General features: G+C 49.9%; 13 protein-coding genes. 7 read left to right on the top strand and 6 right to left on the bottom strand.

All coding sequences use genetic code 11. From position 1 onward, the window contains the following. Position 1: 1 nt before the first annotated feature. The 6 genes from AB6805_RS16370 to AB6805_RS16395 are packed head-to-tail and all read left to right on the top strand — an operon-like array spanning position 2 to position 9,577. Positions 2-1,480 (top strand): SusD/RagB family nutrient-binding outer membrane lipoprotein, encoded by a 1,479-nt coding sequence (locus AB6805_RS16370; RefSeq protein WP_370910510.1) that lies wholly within the window; start codon positions 2-4, stop codon positions 1,478-1,480. Between the two features lie 5 nt (positions 1,481-1,485). Continuing rightward, positions 1,486-2,706 (top strand): fibronectin type III domain-containing protein, encoded by a 1,221-nt coding sequence (locus tag AB6805_RS16375; protein ID WP_370910511.1) that lies wholly within the window; start codon positions 1,486-1,488, stop codon positions 2,704-2,706. A 42-nt stretch (positions 2,707-2,748) separates the two neighbouring features. After that, a complete protein-coding gene (locus AB6805_RS16380; protein ID WP_370910512.1) occupies positions 2,749-4,986 on the top strand; it encodes a glycoside hydrolase family 20 zincin-like fold domain-containing protein in 2,238 nt (745 codons plus the stop codon). Positions 4,987-4,999: 13 nt separating this feature from the next. Further along, complete coding sequence (locus AB6805_RS16385) at positions 5,000-7,141, top strand: hypothetical protein (protein WP_370910513.1); 2,142 nt, start codon at positions 5,000-5,002, stop codon at positions 7,139-7,141. Positions 7,142-7,149: 8 nt separating this feature from the next. Next, complete coding sequence (gene pafA / locus AB6805_RS16390; protein WP_370910514.1) at positions 7,150-8,772, top strand: alkaline phosphatase PafA; 1,623 nt, start codon at positions 7,150-7,152, stop codon at positions 8,770-8,772. Between the two features lie 55 nt (positions 8,773-8,827). After that, a complete protein-coding gene (locus AB6805_RS16395) occupies positions 8,828-9,577 on the top strand; it encodes a hypothetical protein (protein ID WP_370910515.1) in 750 nt (249 codons plus the stop codon). 139 nt (positions 9,578-9,716) lie between these two features. Here the strand turns inward: AB6805_RS16395 and AB6805_RS16400 are convergent, their stop codons facing one another. The 4 genes from AB6805_RS16400 to AB6805_RS16415 form a co-directional block, all read right to left on the bottom strand. Then, complete coding sequence (locus AB6805_RS16400; RefSeq protein ID WP_370910516.1) at positions 9,717-10,016, bottom strand: DUF1905 domain-containing protein; 300 nt, start codon at positions 10,014-10,016, stop codon at positions 9,717-9,719. A 167-nt stretch (positions 10,017-10,183) separates the two neighbouring features. Next, on the bottom strand, positions 10,184-11,743 hold the full coding sequence (locus AB6805_RS16405; protein ID WP_370910517.1) for a serine hydrolase domain-containing protein: 1,560 nt from the start codon (positions 11,741-11,743) through the stop codon (positions 10,184-10,186). 65 nt (positions 11,744-11,808) lie between these two features. Continuing rightward, positions 11,809-12,486, bottom strand: a complete 678-nt coding sequence (locus tag AB6805_RS16410) for a hypothetical protein (RefSeq protein WP_370910518.1) — start codon at positions 12,484-12,486, stop codon at positions 11,809-11,811. Positions 12,487-12,488: 2 nt separating this feature from the next. Beyond that, positions 12,489-13,949: a patatin-like phospholipase family protein gene (locus AB6805_RS16415; RefSeq protein WP_370910519.1), complete on the bottom strand. Its 1,461-nt coding sequence runs from the start codon at positions 13,947-13,949 to the stop codon at positions 12,489-12,491. Positions 13,950-14,085: 136 nt separating this feature from the next. Between AB6805_RS16415 and AB6805_RS16420 the strand changes: the two genes are divergently transcribed. Continuing rightward, a complete protein-coding gene (locus AB6805_RS16420) occupies positions 14,086-15,108 on the top strand; it encodes a DUF3500 domain-containing protein (RefSeq protein WP_370910520.1) in 1,023 nt (340 codons plus the stop codon). 215 nt (positions 15,109-15,323) lie between these two features. On the opposite strand, the gene AB6805_RS16425 is transcribed toward AB6805_RS16420, so the two are convergent. Continuing rightward, a complete protein-coding gene (locus AB6805_RS16425) occupies positions 15,324-16,847 on the bottom strand; it encodes an arylsulfatase (protein WP_370910521.1) in 1,524 nt (507 codons plus the stop codon). Positions 16,848-16,946: 99 nt separating this feature from the next. Then, positions 16,947-19,331 carry an ABC transporter permease gene (locus tag AB6805_RS16430; protein WP_370910522.1) on the bottom strand — a complete coding sequence of 795 codons (2,385 nt, stop codon included), beginning with the start codon at positions 19,329-19,331 and terminating at the stop codon, positions 16,947-16,949. Positions 19,332-19,337 lie beyond the last annotated feature (6 nt).

The raw sequence follows: 19,337 nt of genomic DNA on the forward strand, positions 1-19,337 counted from the left end.
TATGGTTATGCAACGCATGCCTTTTAAATACCTGATACTGGTCTTCGGCGTCCTCTTTGCTTCCTGCGAAAAAGGACTGGAAGATATCAATGTGAACCCGAATGAATCGGAAGTGATCAATCCGGAATTCCTGTTATCCTCCGTGTTGATTAACACCGCTTATGATTACCAGAAGGAGGCTTACTTCGATAAACCTGCTTCTGCCGGCCGTTATATCACCATGGTGCGTAATGAGGGAAATGATAAGTTCGACTGGGGTCCTCAAAGTTGGGATAGTTACTATTCAAAGCTGTCGGCCAACCGGGAGATGATGGACCTGGCAAAGAAGCTGAATGCACCGCAGTATGTATCTGTGGGCAAGGTGCTGGAAGCTTTTAATTTTGCCTATACCACTGATTTGTTTGGTGACATTCCTTATAGTGAAGCGTTGCTATTGAAAACTCAAACACTGGCCCATCCGAAATATGATCCGCAGCAAACGGTATACCCTGCTTTATTGCAAACGTTGAAAGAAGCAAATGATGAGCTGTCTTCCGTTACCAATAAGATAGATACATTAGCAGATGTGATGTACAAGGGAGAACCGTTGAACTGGCGCAAGTTTGCCAATTCGCTCCGTTTGCGGATGCTGTTACGCATTTCCAAGAAATATCCCACTGCCTTTACGGAAATGCAGGAGATCCTGAACGATAACAACAAATACCCCATTTTTGAAAGTAACGCAGATAACGCTGAAATCATTTACCAGGGTACCGTGAGTGCCAATAGCTGGCCGGGTAGCCCGCTGGGAAGTTCCTTTGATGAATTTGATAAGCGCAAACCCAGCAAAGAAATTGTAGATGCTTTAGTACAGCGCAATGATCCCCGCCTGAAAGTTTGGATCGCGCGGGTGGATTCGCTGACAGGAGGGACAACCAACCCGAATCCTTATGTGGGCGTACCTAATGCGATTCCTGCACCTTACGATTACAATGGTGGTAAGTATCATATTTCCCGCCTTTCTTCTTTGTTCAGCAGCCCTAATGGTGCTATGCTGAGGGGCAGCATGCTTACCTATGCAGAAGTTTGCTTTATCCTCGCTGAATGCGTGCAGGCAGGCAAAGTAACGGTGCCGGGCAAAACAGCGGAAAGCCTGTATTATGATGGCATCCATGCCAACATGAAATTCTATGGCGTAGAGCAGGCTGCTATTGATGCCGGCTACTTCAACCAGGCTTCTGTAAAATACAATGGTACCCTGGAACAACTCATTGGCCAGAAGTGGATTGCCGGTTTCCTGAAAGGCGCTGAGGCATGGTTTGATAACCGCCGCACGGGCCTGCCTAAGTTTGTACTCGGCCCAATGGCATCTACTACGGTGCTGCCTAAACGGTATATTTATCCTACCGGCGAAAGAGATACCAATGAAGACCAATACCAGAAAGCACTCACTGTATTTGGAGCAGATAAACAAACCACGCTGATGTGGTACCTGAAGTAAAAGCTATGAAGAAAATATTGATAAGCGGGTGGCTGCTGGCCACCTGCTTTTTACAACAAGTATACGCCCAGCGTTTGCGGCCCGACAGGATTGTATTAAATGTAACAGCCGACCCTTCCCGCTCAGCGGCGGTTACCTGGAGAACGGGGGAGGCGGCAGCGGTTAGCTATGCAGAGCTGGCGCCGGCAACTGCCGATCCGCGTTTCACGGCAACGGCTACACGGTATACGGCTGTTACCACGCCGCCTTTCGCAGATTCCTTACCGGTGCGGTATCATCACTTTACTTTCGATCACCTCCAACCCAATACCAATTACGTGTACCGCGTAGGGCAGGAGAACGACTGGAGCGAATGGTTTGCTTTCCGTACAGCAGGATTGCCGGGTGAACCCTTTTCGTTTATTTACCTGGGAGATGCGCAGGCGAATATTTTTTCCATGTGGTCAAGAACTATCCGGAAAGCCTGGTCCATGGCGCCGGATGCACGCCTCATCATTCATGCGGGCGACCTGGTGAACAGGGGCAATAATAACAACGAATGGCAGCAGTGGTTTGAAGCGGGTGGTTTTATTCACAGCACGGTGCCCGGTATGATGACGACCGGTAACCACGAATACTATGAAAACGCCGCAGGCCAGGATGTGCCTTCTGCTTTCTGGCGGCCGCAGTTTACCTTACCGGAAAACGGCCCGGCCGGATTGGAGGAAACCTGCTACTATACCGATGTGCAGGGCATGCGTTTTATTTCACTGAACTCGCAGGAAGTGGAAATATCCGATACGTTGCTGGCCCGTCAAAAGGTATGGCTGGAACAGCTGCTGAAAAATAATCCCAACCGGTGGACGGCCATCACGTTCCATCACCCGGTACTGTCGACCAAGAAAAGTCGCAACAACGAACGGCTGCGGGAAAACTTTAAGCCGCTGTTCGACCGGTATAAAGTGGACCTGGTGTTGCAGGGACATGACCATACTTACGCCCGTGGACGCGACGGCAACAAGGGACCGGTATACGTTGTGTCTGTAAGCGGACCCAAAATGTCGGAGATAGATCCGCAGCCGTGGATGACCCGGACGGATTCTTATACACAGCTGTTCCAGGTAGTGGATGTTAAGCCCGCGGTGGTATCTTTCCGCGCCTATACAGCTACCGGCGAGTTGTATGATGCTTTTGACCTGCAGAAACAAACCAACGGAGAAAATCTTCTGAAGAATACAATGAAATAACCGTCCTGCTATTCCTTTTTACAATCATCAGTTTATGAAATAATGAGAGGATTCCTGATCATATTATTTTTCATTCCGCAACTTTGTGCCGGGTCTGTATCACAACCCGTAACCATTGTATCAAAAGATAAGCAGGTTGCCGCGCAGGTACTACAGGAAGAAGTGAAACGCCGTACCGGCCTGGTATGGCCCATCACGGCGCAGGCTCCTGAAAATGGCGTGGTGATCATCTTCCAGACAAAGCCATGTGCACCGGAGTCGTATCATATCCGTAGAACAGGCCGTACCATTCTCGTAGAGGGCGATGGCTCCCGTGGTTTGTTGTATGGCGCCGGCTATTTGCTGCGTATTATGGAATACCGCCAAAAGGCGGTGGTGTTGCCGGAGCAGATAAATGTAGATGCCACGCCAGAGAAAGGCATCCGCGGTCACCAGATCGGGTACCGCAACCTGGCTAACTCCTACGACGGATGGACACCGGAACAATATGAACAGTATATCCGTGACCTCGCCATCTTCGGAGCCAACAGTATAGAAGCGATTCCGTTTATGCCGGCGTCGCCGCATTTCACCGTTTCTTCCAACGAGATGACCCGCCGGATCAGCGGGTACTGTAAAAAATACGACCTGGATTTTTCGGTGTGGACACCCGCTACGTTTGACCTGAAGGATACTATCAAGCGGCATCATTTCCTGATGCAGTTTGATACGCTGTTCCGCGAGGCAGTGCGGCTGGATGCTGTATTTTTTCCTGGCGGAGATCCCGGCAACAATGCGCCGCAGCTGGTGCTGCCGTTGCTGGAGGAGTTGGCGGTTCCGTTAAAACAGTATCATCCGCAAGCCGCCATCTGGTTGTCGCTGCAAGGCTACGATTCCACGGAGTGCGCTTTCGTTTATTCGTATATCCATCAACGTAAACCTGTGTGGTTAGGAGGTATTGTAGTAGGGCCCTCCAGTCCTTCGCTGGAAGATACCAGGGCCGCTTTACCGCCGCAGTACAAGATCCGTCATTACCCGGATATTACCCACACGGTTCGCTGCGATTATCCCGTAGTGTGGTGGGACCCGGCATTTGCGTTTACCCTTGGCCGTGAGCCGGTGAATCCGCAGCCGGTATATTATGCAAACATTTACCGTTTTATTGCGCCTGATATGGATGGCTTTATCAGCTACTCCGACGGCGCGCATGACGATATTAATAAGATGCTCTGGAGCATGCTGGGCTGGAATAGTAGGGCCGATGTGCGGGAGATGATGATCCAGTATGCCAATTACTTTTTTCCTTCTGCCTCACCGGAATTAATAGCAGACGGGATCCTGGCACTGGAAAAGAACTGGGAAGGACCGGTAGCGGATAACGGCGGTATAACAGCCACGCTTACACTGTGGCAACAACAGGAACGGCTACACGGAGAGTTGGCTGGTAATTGGCGCTGGCAGATGTGTTTGCTGAGGGCGTACTATGATGCGTATACCCGTGAGCGTGCCATCCGGGAAGCTGCGCTGGAAGCGGAGGTAAACCGCACCTTGCTGGAACATAAGGGTAATGAGATAGCTAACGCGGAAAGGATATTGCAACAGGCAGATAAAAAAGTAAAGCCGCAATGGCGGGATCGTATTGTGGCGTTGTGCGACGACCTGTATAAATCGGTATCCCTGCAAACCAGTGTGGCAAAGTATAAAGCCGCCGGGCCGGAACGCGGGGCGGTACTGGATTTCCTGGACCGCCCGTTGAATAATCGCTGGTGGCTGGAAGATAAGTTCCGTTATATTAAAACACTTCCTTTAGCTGAGCAGCGTAAGGCGCTGGATACTTTGGGGAGATGGGAAAACCCGGGGCCGGGCAGTTGCTACGATGATATTGGCAATGTATCGAAATCGCCACATGTAGTCCGGAAGGAAGACCTGCACACCGATCCGCTGATGCGCCGCAGTGATACGCCGGGTTTCGACTGGTGGGAAAGTGGTTACAGCCGCAAGCGGTTGTCGTGGATGGTGAGCCTGCGCTGGCCTGCTGCCATGCGTTATGATCACCTGGATACTACCGCGCATTACGTGGTAAGAATAACAGGTTATGGCGAAAGCCTGCTGCGGGCGAATGGCGTATTGCTGAAACCATCTCTTTATAACAAAGGAACAGGAGAGATAAAAGAATTCCCCATACCTGCTGAGATCAGCAAAAGCGGTACACTGCTGCTGACATGGGATGATATCAATGAAGAACATTTAAACTGGCGACAACATTCAAGGGTTGCAGAAGTGTGGCTCATTAAATTATAAAATTATTATTGGGATGAAGAAAATAGCTTTCCTGGCAGCAGCTGTGCTACTGTCGTGCTCCGCCCGTGCCGCGTCTGATCAGCCTTTTATACAGGCGGTTTCCGTTAAGTACTACGTTCCGCAGGGACTGGAGCTGATTAAAGTAATCACCGACTATAACGATAACGTGCAGGTGCTTACGAAGCAAGGCTTTTATCGGCTCAGCGGAAACGACCTCGTGCGCGATCTGCGCTTCCGCCCACTGGCACAGAAGATCCCCGTGGATGTTACCACGCGGGAAGGGAGCGGTCATTTGTATTATCTCTATGCAGATAAATGCCTGACCAATGGTTATGCGGGCATCCCGTATATTAATCTCCCGCAGGGGAAATTTAACCGGGTGGCGGTAGATGCTGCCGGTCGTATGCTGTTGTCCGGCAAGGATGCATTAGCCATTGGCAACAATGGAAAACTGCAGGAGCTGCCGCTGATCCCGGAGGGTGTGCAACGGATGGAAGCCAACGGAGGTACATTCTTTATCTTAACCAATAAGGCAGTGTATGCGCTGAAGGAGCAGCGTTTTGTGGTGGTGCATACGGTGAAAGATGCTACTGCCATGGCTTTCAAAGGAAATGATATCCTTCTTGGTACGGCGAATGGCTACTATGGTATTAACCGCAATACCGGCGATACGAGTATGTCGTTGCAAACACGTGTGCCCGTACCCGTTATTAATGAACTGCTGGTGACGAATGGACATATCTGGGCTGGTACCGGCGCCGGCGCTTTTATGCGCACTGATTCCGGTACTTATCGCTACTTCGCCTCCAAACGATGGCTGGATCAGGATATGGTAAAAAGTATGGCTGCCGACAGTCACGGGGATGTGTATGTACTCACCGGTACCGGTCTTAATAAAATTGCTTTTATACAACAAACACTGGCGCAGAAAGCGGCCTACTTTGAGCGTAAGATCCGCGAGCGGCACATCCGCTATGGCTTCATTGCCAACCTTCACCTGAACCCGCCGGGAGATGTAGGATCAGCTGAAATGGCAGATACGGACAATGATGGTTTATGGAGCAGTTTTTATCTCGGCAGTCAGGCTTTCCGGTACGCGGTTACCCACGATTCATTGGCTAAAAGATATGCCTGGGAAGCTTTTGAAGCCTTTGAAAGAATTTTATCCATCAACCAGTTAACAGGTTTTCCTTCCAGGACATTTGAAAGAAAAGGATATAAAAATTCTGATCCTGAAAGATGGCGTGATTCTCCCGATCCTGAATGGGAGTGGAAAGGTCATACCAGCAGCGATGAGTATGTAGCCTATATCTGGATCACGGCAATATTGAATGAAATGGTGGCGGAAACACCGGATGAAAAGAAGCGGGTCACTGCTTTTATTGATAAGATCATGACGCATATTGTGGATCATAAGTATACAATGGTGGACATCGACAACAAGCCCACACTGTGGGCGCGCTGGAACCCGGAGTACATCAACTGGTACCCGACTACCATTGGCGACCGGCGATTGGGCAGCACCACTATCATTGCGGGTTTGCAATTGGCGTATCAGTTAACCGGCAAAGAAAAATATAAAACAGAAGCCTATAAGCTGCTTAACAGGCACGGCTATCTGAAAAATATACAGATCGACTACCGCACTATCAAACCAACACCGGGATACCTGCACCAGGGAATTGATATGGGCATGGGCGACTGGAATCATTCTGATGATGAGATGGCCTTTCTTACTTACTGGGTGCTGTATAAATACGCCTTCACAGATGAGTTGAGGGCGCAGTATAAAGGCGCTATCCGCAATCACTGGGAAGTGGAGCAACCGGAGAAGAATGCCGTATGGAATCTTATTGCACTGGCTACCTCGGGTGATTACGACGCACCGGCTACTACCTGGTGGCTGCAAACTTTCCCGATGGACCTGATCACCTGGAAGGTTACCAATTCGAACCGTAAAGACATTACGCTGCTTCCGCCTAATTTCCGGCATCAGTACACGGAAGTGTTGCTGCCGCTGGATGAACAGCCGGTGCATCGTCATAATGCCAACGCCTTTACCCTGGATGGTGGCGGTAATGGTGAATCCGAACTGGCGGGGGATGAATATTTGCTGCCTTATTGGATGGCACGTTACCTGAAAATACTGGACTGATTTAAAATATGAAACAGATACAACGACTTTATGCAGCGGGTATCCTGGTGTTGCTGGCGGCTACCGCAGCAGCGCAGGCGCCCGCATCCAAACCACGGATTGTAGTGGGCATGATGGTAGACCAGATGCGTTGGGACTACCTGTACCGGTATGCCGCGAGGTATGGGAATGGCGGCTTTAAGCGCTTATTGCGCGAGGGTTTTAAATGTGAGCAAACCTACATCAATTACGCGCCTACGGTAACGGCCTGCGGGCATACATCGGTGTATACCGGCAGCAGCCCGGCGGTGCATGGCATCGTGGACAACGACTGGTACAGCCGCGCATTGCAGCGATCCGTGTATTGCACGGAAGATAGCACCGAAACCACGGTGGGAGCAGAAGGGAAAGCAGGGAATATGTCGCCCCGCAATCTGCTGGTATCTACTGTTACAGACGAGCTGCGGCTGGCGACCAATTTCAAAAGCAAGGTGGTAGGCGTTGCATTGAAAGACAGGGCCTCTATTCTTCCTGCAGGTCATACGGCCAATGCAGCTTTCTGGTATGATGGCAGGTCGGGTAACTTTATTTCAAGCAGCTATTACATGAAAGCATTGCCGGAATGGGCGCAGCGTTTCAATGAACAACAGTTGCCCGTGAAATACCTGGCAAAAGGCTGGGAAACACTATATCGCATCACCACCTATACACAAAGTGATGCGGACAATAAAGACTATGAAAAATCATTTGGTCATGAAACGGCGCCGGTGTTTCCACACGCTTTCACCGGCAGGGAAAAGAATTCCATACGCACCACTCCTTACGGCAACACCCTTACTTTTGCCTTTGCCAAAGCAGCTATAGAAGGTTATGGCCTTGGCGCCGGTACGGAAACAGATTTTCTTGCGGTGAGCTTTTCTTCTCCCGACGCCGTAGGGCATCAGTTTGGACCTAATTCTATCGAAGAAGAAGATCTATACCTGCGTCTTGATAAAGACCTCGAAGCATTCTTTACCTATCTTGATAAAAGATTCGGCAAAGGTAACTACCTCTATTTTATCACCGCTGATCACGGCGTGTCGCAGTCGCCCGGCTTCCTCGAAGAACACCGGCTGCCCACCGGTCTGCTGGATGCCGACATTGTATTGAAGGATATTAATACCGCTATTGCCGAACAATTTGGCGTAGCAAAAGGCGTCGTAGCTTTATCGGCCTACCAGTTATACCTCGACCGCTCCGCCTTTGCGGCGCGGAACATTCCGTTGCAACAGGTTATAGCATTAGTCATAGAAAAACTAAAGGCAACTCCCGGTATAGCCGATGCCGTTAGTTTGCACGATCTTGGTACGGCTGCATTGCATGAGCCTTTACGCACCATGCTGATAAATGGTTACAATAAGCAGCGTGGTGGTGATGTGATCCTGCTCATGCAGGCCGGCTGGAAAGATGGCGGCCGAAGTGGCGCCACACACGGCTTATGGTATCCTTATGATGCGCATATCCCGCTTGTATGGATGGGCTGGGGGATAAAGCCGGGGAGTACCTACCGTACCACCGGTATGACGGATATAGCACCCACCGTGGCGGCGTTGCTGAATATCCAGGTGCCCAGTGGGAATATCGGGGAGGTGATTTGGGAGATGTTTAAGTAGGTTTTTGTAGCGGAATATGATCCGGTGATTTTATATCTTCGGAGAAAATAAATTTGTGCGTAATCCAACCCGGAGAAACAGGAACATTGGTACTGCCAAACAAGGCCATGGCCAGCAAAATAAGCTGGTTATACCAGATGGTAACAAAGACTTCAGGATATTTTACGAGCGCCTGGGAACATATGAAAAGCAGGAGCGGGTTATTAATGGACATACTTTTCTTTTTGTTATTGAAAAGAATACGGCGTCTTTCCGACATGCCTGTACCGTAAAGGATGTCGAAAGGATGCTTAGCTATATCTCTCCCGCTGACTATGGCAGCTTAAAGCTCATTGTATTACGCCAGCCCAAAAGAAAAGAAGCCATACTTTCACCGGTTTGGGGCCGGCTTATTTACGCTTATGAGTTTGAGGACGACTTTTATCCGGCAGTTATACTGGAAGCCGCTGACTATAACAGCAAATTGAAATGGTCGCGCAAGCTGGACCCTGATGATCAGCAGGAGCTGGCAAGGCTTCGCCGCGACGGGCATAACTTTACAGAAAGCAAAAGAAATTATACTGCATTGCTGGAAGCTGATCATGTTAGAAGCACCCAACTATACAGAACATTGCTTCATGAATTTGGGCACTATGTACATCATCTGCAAGTGGTAAAACCATTTGCGGAGGATCAGGAAAAGGGGGAAGAGATCTACCTGCAATTGCCTAAGGATGAGAAAGAAAAATTTGCACATCAATACGCGGATAAACTGCGGGAGCGGTTACTGCTTGAAAAATTGATCCCTTTTGAAAGACAGGTGTAACAGTTACCCCACGGATACCTCTCCCATGCTTCAGCCTTGCGTATATCATGGAGTATCCATGCGCTTTCAATACGGTTAGCATGCACTCCCCATGGACTACTGATGCACTCCCCATGCACTATGAATGCACTATCTCCCCTTAAAGCCGCTCCGTAAGCTTTACCGTTACGGTATCCCCGGCTTCTTTTCCCAGCAGCTTTCTCAGTTCCACTTTTACCGGCAGTTTATGAGTGCCATCGCCCAAAGCCATAAACGAGCTTTGAAAAGGGTGGTTGTCGATGGTGCCTTTTACCTTTACCAGGCCACGGGTGCCGAAAAATGCCACTGAATCCGGCCATATTACGTAGGTCCAGCCACCAGCGTTGGGGCTTTTCTGCAGGGTTGCGCTAAACTGCTTGTTCAGCTTGCCTTTTGCGGGTTTTTCTTTTACAGTTGCCATGTGAATATGATTTTGTAAGATAAAGGTAGCGCTGTTACTGTGATGAGAGGGTGGGTTAAAACGACATTCTTGAGGGCGATATGCGACAATTGTGAGAATGGCCCGCTCTCAAAGCGGGCCATCTATGAGCAGTGTTACTCAAATATCCAGAACAATACTCACCCGGCTTAACCCTTCATCACTCCACTCAACGGTTTCCGGCTATCGGCCTTGCCGGCAGACATGGCAGTTAAGCTATCTAGGAATGTAACGGTCAGTTTATCTCCTTCAAAAACACATTGAATCCTGTCGCCGTGCAGTGTTTCCACAAAGCGGAGGTTCAGCTGCAACGTATTATCGTTGATCCAGGTAGCGGTGCCGGCTACTTTGGTGGGCTGATGATTCAATCCCACTTCCGGAAATTTATAGAGCTGCCGTTCTTTGTTCAGTACCCATTTTTCCCAACCCAAACGGATACTGGCCACGCCTTCGGCTGTTTGTGTGGTCCAGGTGCAACCGGCTGGTGAGAAATCGAACTGCATGGTCGTGGCGTTAAAATCGTTTTTGTCCAGTGTCCAGGTTTTGCGCTGGTACCGGGAGGCGGTGTCTTTAGCCATGTTGCCTGTTACCACGGGCAAGGCTAAACGACCCAGCGCTGTTTTGAGTGCCGACTGTTCCGGTGGATTATCCGGCAGCACGCCGTCATGAAGTGCGGGGAGCAGGTGTTCCCAGATGATGTTAAGGGATTGCTGCATATCGGCGGTTTGACTGGTCACTGCCAGCACCGCATCTTTATCAGGCATTACGATGCAGTACTGTCCGAAAGCACCATCGCCGCGGTAGGCGCCGTGCCTGCATTGCCAGAACTGGTAGCCATATCCCTGCGCCCAGTCGCCATTACCTTCCTGGGAGGAGGTCTGGTAGCCGGTGGCATCTTTTACCCAGCTTTCGGTGAGAAGTGTTTTGCCATTCCATTTTCCTTTTTGCAGATATAGCTGCCCCAGTTTGGCGATATCTGTTGTTTTAACGCGGAGGCCATACCCGGCGGTATTCAGCCCCTGCGGCGAGGTTTCCCAGTCGTACCCGGTTATATCCAGCGGCTCAAACAGGCGCGGAGCCAGGTACTGCTCCAGGGTTTGCCCGGTGATGGCGTGGAGGATTGCACCCAGCATATAGGTAGCGCCGGTGTTATACAGGAAATGCGTGCCGGGTTCAAATTCCACCGGTTGTTCCAGGAAAGTTTGTACCCAGGTTTTAGTTGATTTAAGCATGGGGGGCAGGGTGTCTGCGCCATTGCCGGTGTTCATGGTGAGCAGGTGTTTGACCGTCATTTTTTGCAGGTTAGGCGATGGGTTAGCCGGTATGTCTTTTGGGAAAAACGACACGACCGTGCTTTGGATATCCAGTTTGCCTTCTTTTACCAGCATGCCGATTGCGGTGCTGGTAAAGCTTTTCGACAAGGAGTACAACGAGTGTGTAAATTCCGCCGAGTAAGGATTCCACCAACCCTCGGCTACAATATGCCCGTGCCTTAATAATACGAAGCTATGCCAGCTGATGCCGGAAGCATTGGCGGCTTCGATAAAAGAAAGGATGCCGCGGGAAGATACTCCCTGCGATTCAGGAAGGGCGTGTGGTAGCAACACGGAGGGTCGCCATAGCTGACCAACAGGGCCCAGCACAGGAAGAAACCCGATCCCTGCGAGGCCAAGCCCCGCGCTTTTAATAAAATGTCTTCTGGATTGCATCGTGTTCATGGAAATTAGCGTGAAACGTGGAATGATTAAATAAATTTACATCTTACTAATAGCTGTTATGCCACCGGTGCTGTATCTTCCGGGGCTTTGCGCCTGCCGGCTATTACCTGCGCTATAACGAATACAACTCCTTCTCCTGTCAGTATTAACAGGTAGTGCAGCGACCTGGTTTCATATTTCCCTGACACCCAGAAAAACAGCAATGCAGAGAATGCGCATACGATGCCGGTTAATAACAGGATCCATTTGGCAAACACCATTTGTTGATATGCCTTGTGTACTTCGGGAGTGGAAGGCGTTACGCCTGGTTTTATTTTATTGAGCAGGTAGCAGTTTTCCATTACATCAAACAACCACGCGATGAGCTGAAGCCATGCCATGCATTCAAAAAATATTTCGCCGGCGGGCGTCATTTTATTTGCCACCTGTATGCATAACAAAAAGATGCTGCCATAAAAGGCCGGCATAAAAAGGAAGTCGACCCACAGCTGCCCGTGGAGGGCTGAAAGTGTGCGTGATTGCTGCGGGGCAGGCAATGCGTAGATCCCTTTGATCAGCTCCGGGATTTCTTTGGAAGAAGCGGGGAACTGCAGATCGATGATACTGAACTTGCGTACCACCACATCCAGGAGGAAGAACTGGCGCGCCTGCCGGAGCATAATAAAAGCGGTGACCAGCAGCAGGGCCGCAGAAAAACATAACCAACACCAGGCATTTGAAATAACGAGTTCCATATTTATTTTTTGAGTTGGATTTGAAGATCAGTGCGGTCGTTTTTATAGGTTTCCCAGTCGAAGTTTCTTAGAAATTCGCAGGCCGCTTTGGCGCCAAGTACAAACATGTCGATTTTATCTTTATCAGACAGGAAGAAGTTGAGCCAGTTGTACTGATCGGACGACAAGTCCACTTTTCCCACACCGCGCTGATACACTTCATTTTTAAGCAGGAAGTCTTTATCGTAGTAGTTACGGATGGTATTAAACATACGTCCGAAATACCCGGTGAGCGACCAGCTGAAGGCATTTTCCTGTTTATCGGCAGGCTTGCTGTCGTCCAGGTCGATGCCAAAGGAGGGCAACCTCGGCACCGTTACGTTGGGATTAAAAAAAATGCTGATCGGGAAATTAGACAGGATCCCCCCATCTACAAAGCGGGCAGTGGAAGGCGGCTGCGTGATACCGAAAAACTTTTTCCAGGCGTCTTTGATCCGGATGTCGTTTGCCGGAATATCATTGATCATATAAGATTCAAAGAAGAGTGGGATAGACATGGATGCGCGGATGAATCCGGCAGGGGAGAGTGTATCCACATCCGTGCGGAATAGTGAGCACATAGCGGGGAACTGGATCTTATTCTGCGTAACCAGTTCGGAGGCAATAAAGGTGACATCTCCTTTCAGTTCTTCGAGCCCGCTTTGATTAGGTACGCGCAGTTGCAGCGCCGGGCAAATAGCCGCTTTCCTATTCAGATCGCTTACCGTGGCCACCTGGTTTTCCAGCAACAACCGTTTGATCCAGTCATAAAAAACATCTCCGGGATTTATTCCATACCCGGAATTCTTCAATCTTTTAAAAAGATCAATCATATAAGAAACACCGATGCCAATCACCAGCGATAAAAATCCGCTGAGGATAAAACAGATGCCGGTCCATACATACAGCGCGGGATATTTGTTGCTCAATCCCACCAGCACCACGTCACCCACTATCAGCAGTGCAAATGCTGCCAGTACCGCCAACAGCTTATTTTTGGCTTTATCGATATAATTTTTCCGGGTAATAAAATTTTTGATCAGCGTGCGTGCGGCGGGATGTCCATCTACCAGTGAAAAGAAATCCAGGTCGCAGATGGCCTGTAATACTTCCGCTGACTTTTTATCCGACTTATTCTTAATCACTGTAATCAGCGCCGTGTTAATGGCTCCTGCGCTGGTACCGGCCAGCCGGAGGAAACGGATACCCATTTCTTCCAGGATATAAGTGTATCCTACGAGGGCAATACCAAATACGCCGCCGCCTTTCTGTACCAGGTTTACATATTGATGACCATCGGCATCCAACACGTCAGAAACGATCAGGGGCCTGCCACCACTGGCAGCAGGATCAAAGGTTTTCTTTAAACTTTCCAGCTCCGCAATCACTTCGTGTTGGTGAATAAAATCGGATACGGTTAATTTAACAGGGTTTTTCGGCGGCATAATGTTATGTATAAGGGGTATCCTTCTAAATTAATCATTTTTTTGATTTTTTTCATTCCGGCATAAGGTTGCAGAATCGTTGCTGATCGACTATATTTATCTGTTATTATTTTTCCACGTTATTCAAATGCTCCTTATGCACCGGTTGGTCCTGTTATTCATTATTGGTTGTTGCGTATGCACCGGGCCTCTCCAGGCGCAGGAGATGTCTGAAAAGGCAAACCGGTTTATCCGGTTGCTGAGTAAAGCGCAGCAGGCACAAACACTCTTTCCTTTCGATACCGGTGAGCGCTATCATTTTGCGTATGTTCCCCGGGACGACCGGAAGGGTATTTCTGTAAATGAGCTGAACCCGGCGCAACGAAAAGCGCTCATGGATTTATTGAATACGGCGCTGAGCGAAACCACGGTGAAGAAGGTGAATGATATCATGCAGCTGGACCAGGTATTGAAACAGCTGGAACACCGGGAAGAGAATGATCATTACCGTGACCCCGGCAAATACTTCGTCACCATTTTTGGTGTGCCTGCCGCCAATACTATCTGGGGCTGGCGGTTTGAGGGGCATCATGTGGCATTTAATTTTTCGGCAGATAAAAAAGAGCTGGTAGCAGGTACCCCGGCTTTCCTGGGGGCAAATCCTGCTATTGTACTGGATGGACCACAAAAAGATAAGGAGGTACTGAAAGAAGAAACAACATTGGCCTTTGACCTTGTGCATGCCTTATCGCCGCCGGAGTTACAGCAGGCATTGGTAACCACCAAAGCACCCGCAGAAATCATTACGGGCAACAGCCGCAACGCCATGATTGCACACCCGGAAGGCATCCGTTTCAAGGAGTTGAGCCCCGCCCATCAGCAATTGTTACTCCAACTCATTAACGTATATGTGCATCGCTTCACCAAACTGTTTGCCGATAAAATGCTGAAGGATATCCAACAAGATGGTTTGGATAACCTGTGGTTTACATGGGCCGGCAGCACAGTACATGCATTGGGCAATCCTTGCTACTACCGCATTCAGGGACCCGGCCTCATTATCGAATACGACAATACCCAAAATAACGCCAACCACATCCACACCATCGTGCGGGACCTGAAAAACGATTTCGGCGGCGACCTGCTGCTGGAACACTACAGGGCTGCCCATGCGAGATAATGCAGCGGATTTTGTCTTTCCCGCTGATTACGCTGATTATACTGATTTGCCGGATTTTTATTCTTTGGATTTTAAAGGATTTGGGGAGATATAAGCGGATATTTTCGCTTATATCTCCCCAAATCCTTTAAAATCCAAAATGATCAATCAAAAAAATCAGCATAATCAGCGTAATCAGCGGGAAAGACAACCTTCGCGGTAAGCCCCTATTTAACTTATGGCTTATCGCGTATTGCCTGTAGCTCCGCAGCCAGTGCGGATGCTTTGGCCGGGTATTGTGCGGCTACATTGTGTTGTTCGCCGGCGTCGGTGGTCAGGTGGTAGAGTTGTGGGGCGGTGTCGTTGCCCAGTTCGATGTTGACGTCGCGGTCGAGTTTTGCGCCTTTGGAAGGTGAAATATATTTCCAGTCGCCGGAGATAATGGCGAGGGTGCCCGCGTGTGTAACGAGGTAGGGGCGGTTCTGACGGGATTTGCCCAGCAGTTGTTGCAGCATGTCGAAGCTGTCCGGCGCTTCACCGGGCTGGATGGACTGGCCGGTTAAACGGGCCAGGGAAGCAAAGAGGTCCAGTTGACTGATCAGTGTGTTGGAAGTTTGTTTTGCTTTGATGCCTGCAGGCCATTTAACGATGAAAGGTACCCTGGCGCCGGCTTCGAAGGCGCTGTATTTGCCGCCTCTCAAAGGTCCTGTGGGGTGGTGGCTGCCGGCCAGTTCTGCTGCCTGGTCCAGGTATCCGTCGTTAAGCACGGGGCCATTGTCGCTGGAAAAAATGATCATCGTGTTTTTTGTGAGCCCCAGGCTGTCCAGCGCTTTTACAATTTCGCCTACGGTCCAGTCGAGCTGTAATATAGCATCTCCTCTCAGGCCCATGCCACTTTTACCCCGGAACATACTGTTGGGGTAACGGGGTACGTGGATATCACCGCTGGCGAAATAGAGAAAGAATGGTTGTTGTTTATTTTTGCTGATGAAGTCGATGGCTTTGCGGGTGATGATCCCGGCAATGTTTTCATCTTTCCAGCGGGCGCTGTTGCCGCCGCTCATCCAGCCGATCCTGCTGATGCTGTCTACGATGGTTTGGTTATGTCCCTGGTGCGGATCCGGATGCATGCGTAGCTTTTCCGGATTTTCCAGGCCGGTGGGATCATTGCCTATTTTATGTTTATAGTTTACTTCAATAGGATCATTGGGATCTGCATTTACTACATGATGATCTTCCACAAATACACAGGGGACACGATCGAGGGTAGCGGGCATAATAAAGGAATAGGTAAATCCTGCTTCCAGGGGACCGGGACTGATGGATTTGTTCCAGTCGATCCCGGTACCGTCGCCAAGACCAAGATGCCACTTACCAATAACAGCGGTCTGGTAGCCGGCGTCTTTCAACATGCCGGGAAGGGTGCGGCGGTCGGTGGGAAGGATCAGCGAAGCATCGCCGGGGGCAATGCCGGTATTCTTTTGCCGCCACGGATACTTGCCTGTTAAGATGCCGAAACGGGAAGGGGTACACGTAGCAGAGGTAGCATATGCATTGCTAAACCGGATGCCCTGCTGCGCCAGCCGGTCGATATGCGGTGTTTGGATCCTTTTCATACCGTAGCAGCTTACATCTCCATATCCGAGATCATCTGCATAAATAATAACGATGTTAGGTTTTTGCTGCGCAGATACCGTTAGCGAGAGTAAACCGCATAACAATCCGGTACTGATTTTTTGAAAGAAAGTAGTCTTTGTCATCAGGATAATTGTTCACTTTTATCCCCTGGTAGCGGAGGGGTGCCGGGCATAAATATAGTTTTTTCCTGCTGAAATGTCCGGCGTTGTTCCTTTATATTATCAGCCGGCATTCAGGTGTTTCAACGGATTAGCGCCAACAGCGCGGATCACCTGGAAGCTAACCGTAGCCAGTGCAATGAGTAACGTAAAACTGCCTGTAGCCACAAAGATCCATGCGCTGATACCAGTGTGGTAGGCAAAGCCCTGTAGCCAGCGATGGATCACTATCCAGGCCAGGGGAGCGGCTGTTATAAAAGCAATGGCTACCAGTTGCAGGAACTCTTTTGAAAAGAGGGTGATGATGCTGGTTACGCCGGCGCCAAGTATTTTCCGGATACCGATTTCTTTCATCCGTTGATGGGTAGCAATATGCGCAAGCCCGAATAACCCGGAGCAACAGATGAGCACCGACAGTAATGCCGCCCAACGGATAATTACTTTCCAGCGTTGGTCCTGCGCATATTCCTGCGCATTCAGGTCGTTGAGGAAACTGTAGGTAAAGGCGGTTTCCGGCAACGCCTTTTTATATGCGGCCGCCACTGCGGTTAATGCGGCCTGTTGCCTGCGAGGGGCCAGTTTTATCCATACGTCGCCGCCGTACCAGGGGCTCATGATCATCACCATCGGCGCAATGCGTTCCCGCAGGGAGCCGGCATGAAAATCTTTCACCACGCCGGTGATCGTCCTCATTTCCTTATCAAAATATTCATCCGTGCGGATGGGTGTTCCAATGGGATTTTGGAGCCCGGCAGTTTTTACAAAGGCTTCGTTTACGATTACGCCATTGGACCAGTTGTCTGTAAAGTTCCGGCCTTCTTTAAGTGTGATACCCAATGCCGCCAGGTAGTGTTTATCGATCACCCGGTGGACGGCTGCGATTTCTTTATCATGAAGATGTACCGCGCTGGCGCCACCGCGTTCACCTCCAAAAGAAAGGCCGGTGATGCCGGGTTCACTGGCCAGTTCATTTTTCAGGATATCCTGCACCTGTTTGAGGTTGCGGTCGCCGCTGATATGCGTTACCACTACCTGTTCGGGGCGATAGCCCAGGTCTTTAGATTGCACGTAATCCATCTGCCGGTAAAAGAGGGCGGTAACAATGAGGAAAAATACGGCCAGCGAAAACTGTGTAACAATCAATATGCGTCCGGGTATATTCCTGCCGGTGAGCGGCTGGTGCCCGGAAAAGGCTTTTATGGCGCTAAACTTGGCGAGCGTATATGCCGGGTAAGCGCCGGTTAATGCAATGATGAACAACAGCAATCCGGCGGCGGCCAGTCCTGTTAGCGGCTGCAATATTGCCTGGATGGAAATGGCTTTTCCGGATAGTTCATTAAATACCGGCAGCGCGGCGGCAGCCAGTACAAAGGCCAGCAGCAGGGCGATGGCGCAAAGCAGCGCGGATTCTGTCAGGAACTGACTGATGATTTGTATACTGCTGCTGCCATTAATTTTGCGGACACCTACCTCTTTACTTCTTCTCAGGGAGCCGGCGAGTGTAATATTGATAAAATTAATACCCGCCATTACCAGGATAAATACGGCGATGCCTATAAAGATCCAGGCAAATACCGGGTTGCTGCCATTGATCACACCGCCTTCGCGGTTGCCGTCGGGTGAATAGAGGGGATGAAGGTGAATGTCGGTGATCCTTTGCAGGCCAAAACTGAGGGCGGTTGCGTTATGATCCTTTGCATAGGCTGCGTGCACCCGGTTTAGTTGCTGCGTGACTGTATTTATGGTGGCATCGGGCCGGGTAACCACAAACGTGCTAAGATATACATTGTTCCAGTCGGTGTCGTTAAACGACAACTGCATAAACCGGAAGGGAAGTAACACATCAAACCGGATAGAAGAATGTATGGGAGGATCTTTCACTACGCCGCTGATCACCAGTGGTTTTCCCAGGCGCCGGGCAGAAGGGTCGGCGTCCATCCGGAGCAGTTCACCTACTACATCTGTACGGTTAAAATATTTCAGGGCCGTACTTTCGGTAATAACGGCCGATCCAATGTCGTTGAGTGCAGTGGCGGAATCGCCTTTTACCAGGGGAAAAGAAAAGACCTGGAAGAAGCCAGGGTCTACAAACAGGAGCTGTTGCTTGAGTACTTTGTTGCCGGCGATGATATCCCCGTAAATATCCCCGCCCATCACCCGGGTGTAGGCGGTTATTTCCGGTACCTGCGCTTTGAAAGCCGGGCCGTGTAACTGACCGGTGCTGCCCGTCCACTGCGGGCTGCTACCCGGTTGGGTTACAGCAGTGGTGATACGGTAAAGATGCGGGTTCTGATGATGAAACCGGTCGAAGCTGTTTTCATCTTTCAGATATAAAAATGCCAGCAAAACACAGCTGATACCAATGGCCAGGCCAATGATATTGATGCCAGCATACAGCTTGTTTTTCCGGTGGTGACGAAGGGCTATTTTCAAATAGTTAAAGAGCATACAGGA

The organism is Chitinophaga sp. RCC_12, assembly GCF_041360695.1.
Taxonomy (GTDB): domain Bacteria; phylum Bacteroidota; class Bacteroidia; order Chitinophagales; family Chitinophagaceae; genus Chitinophaga.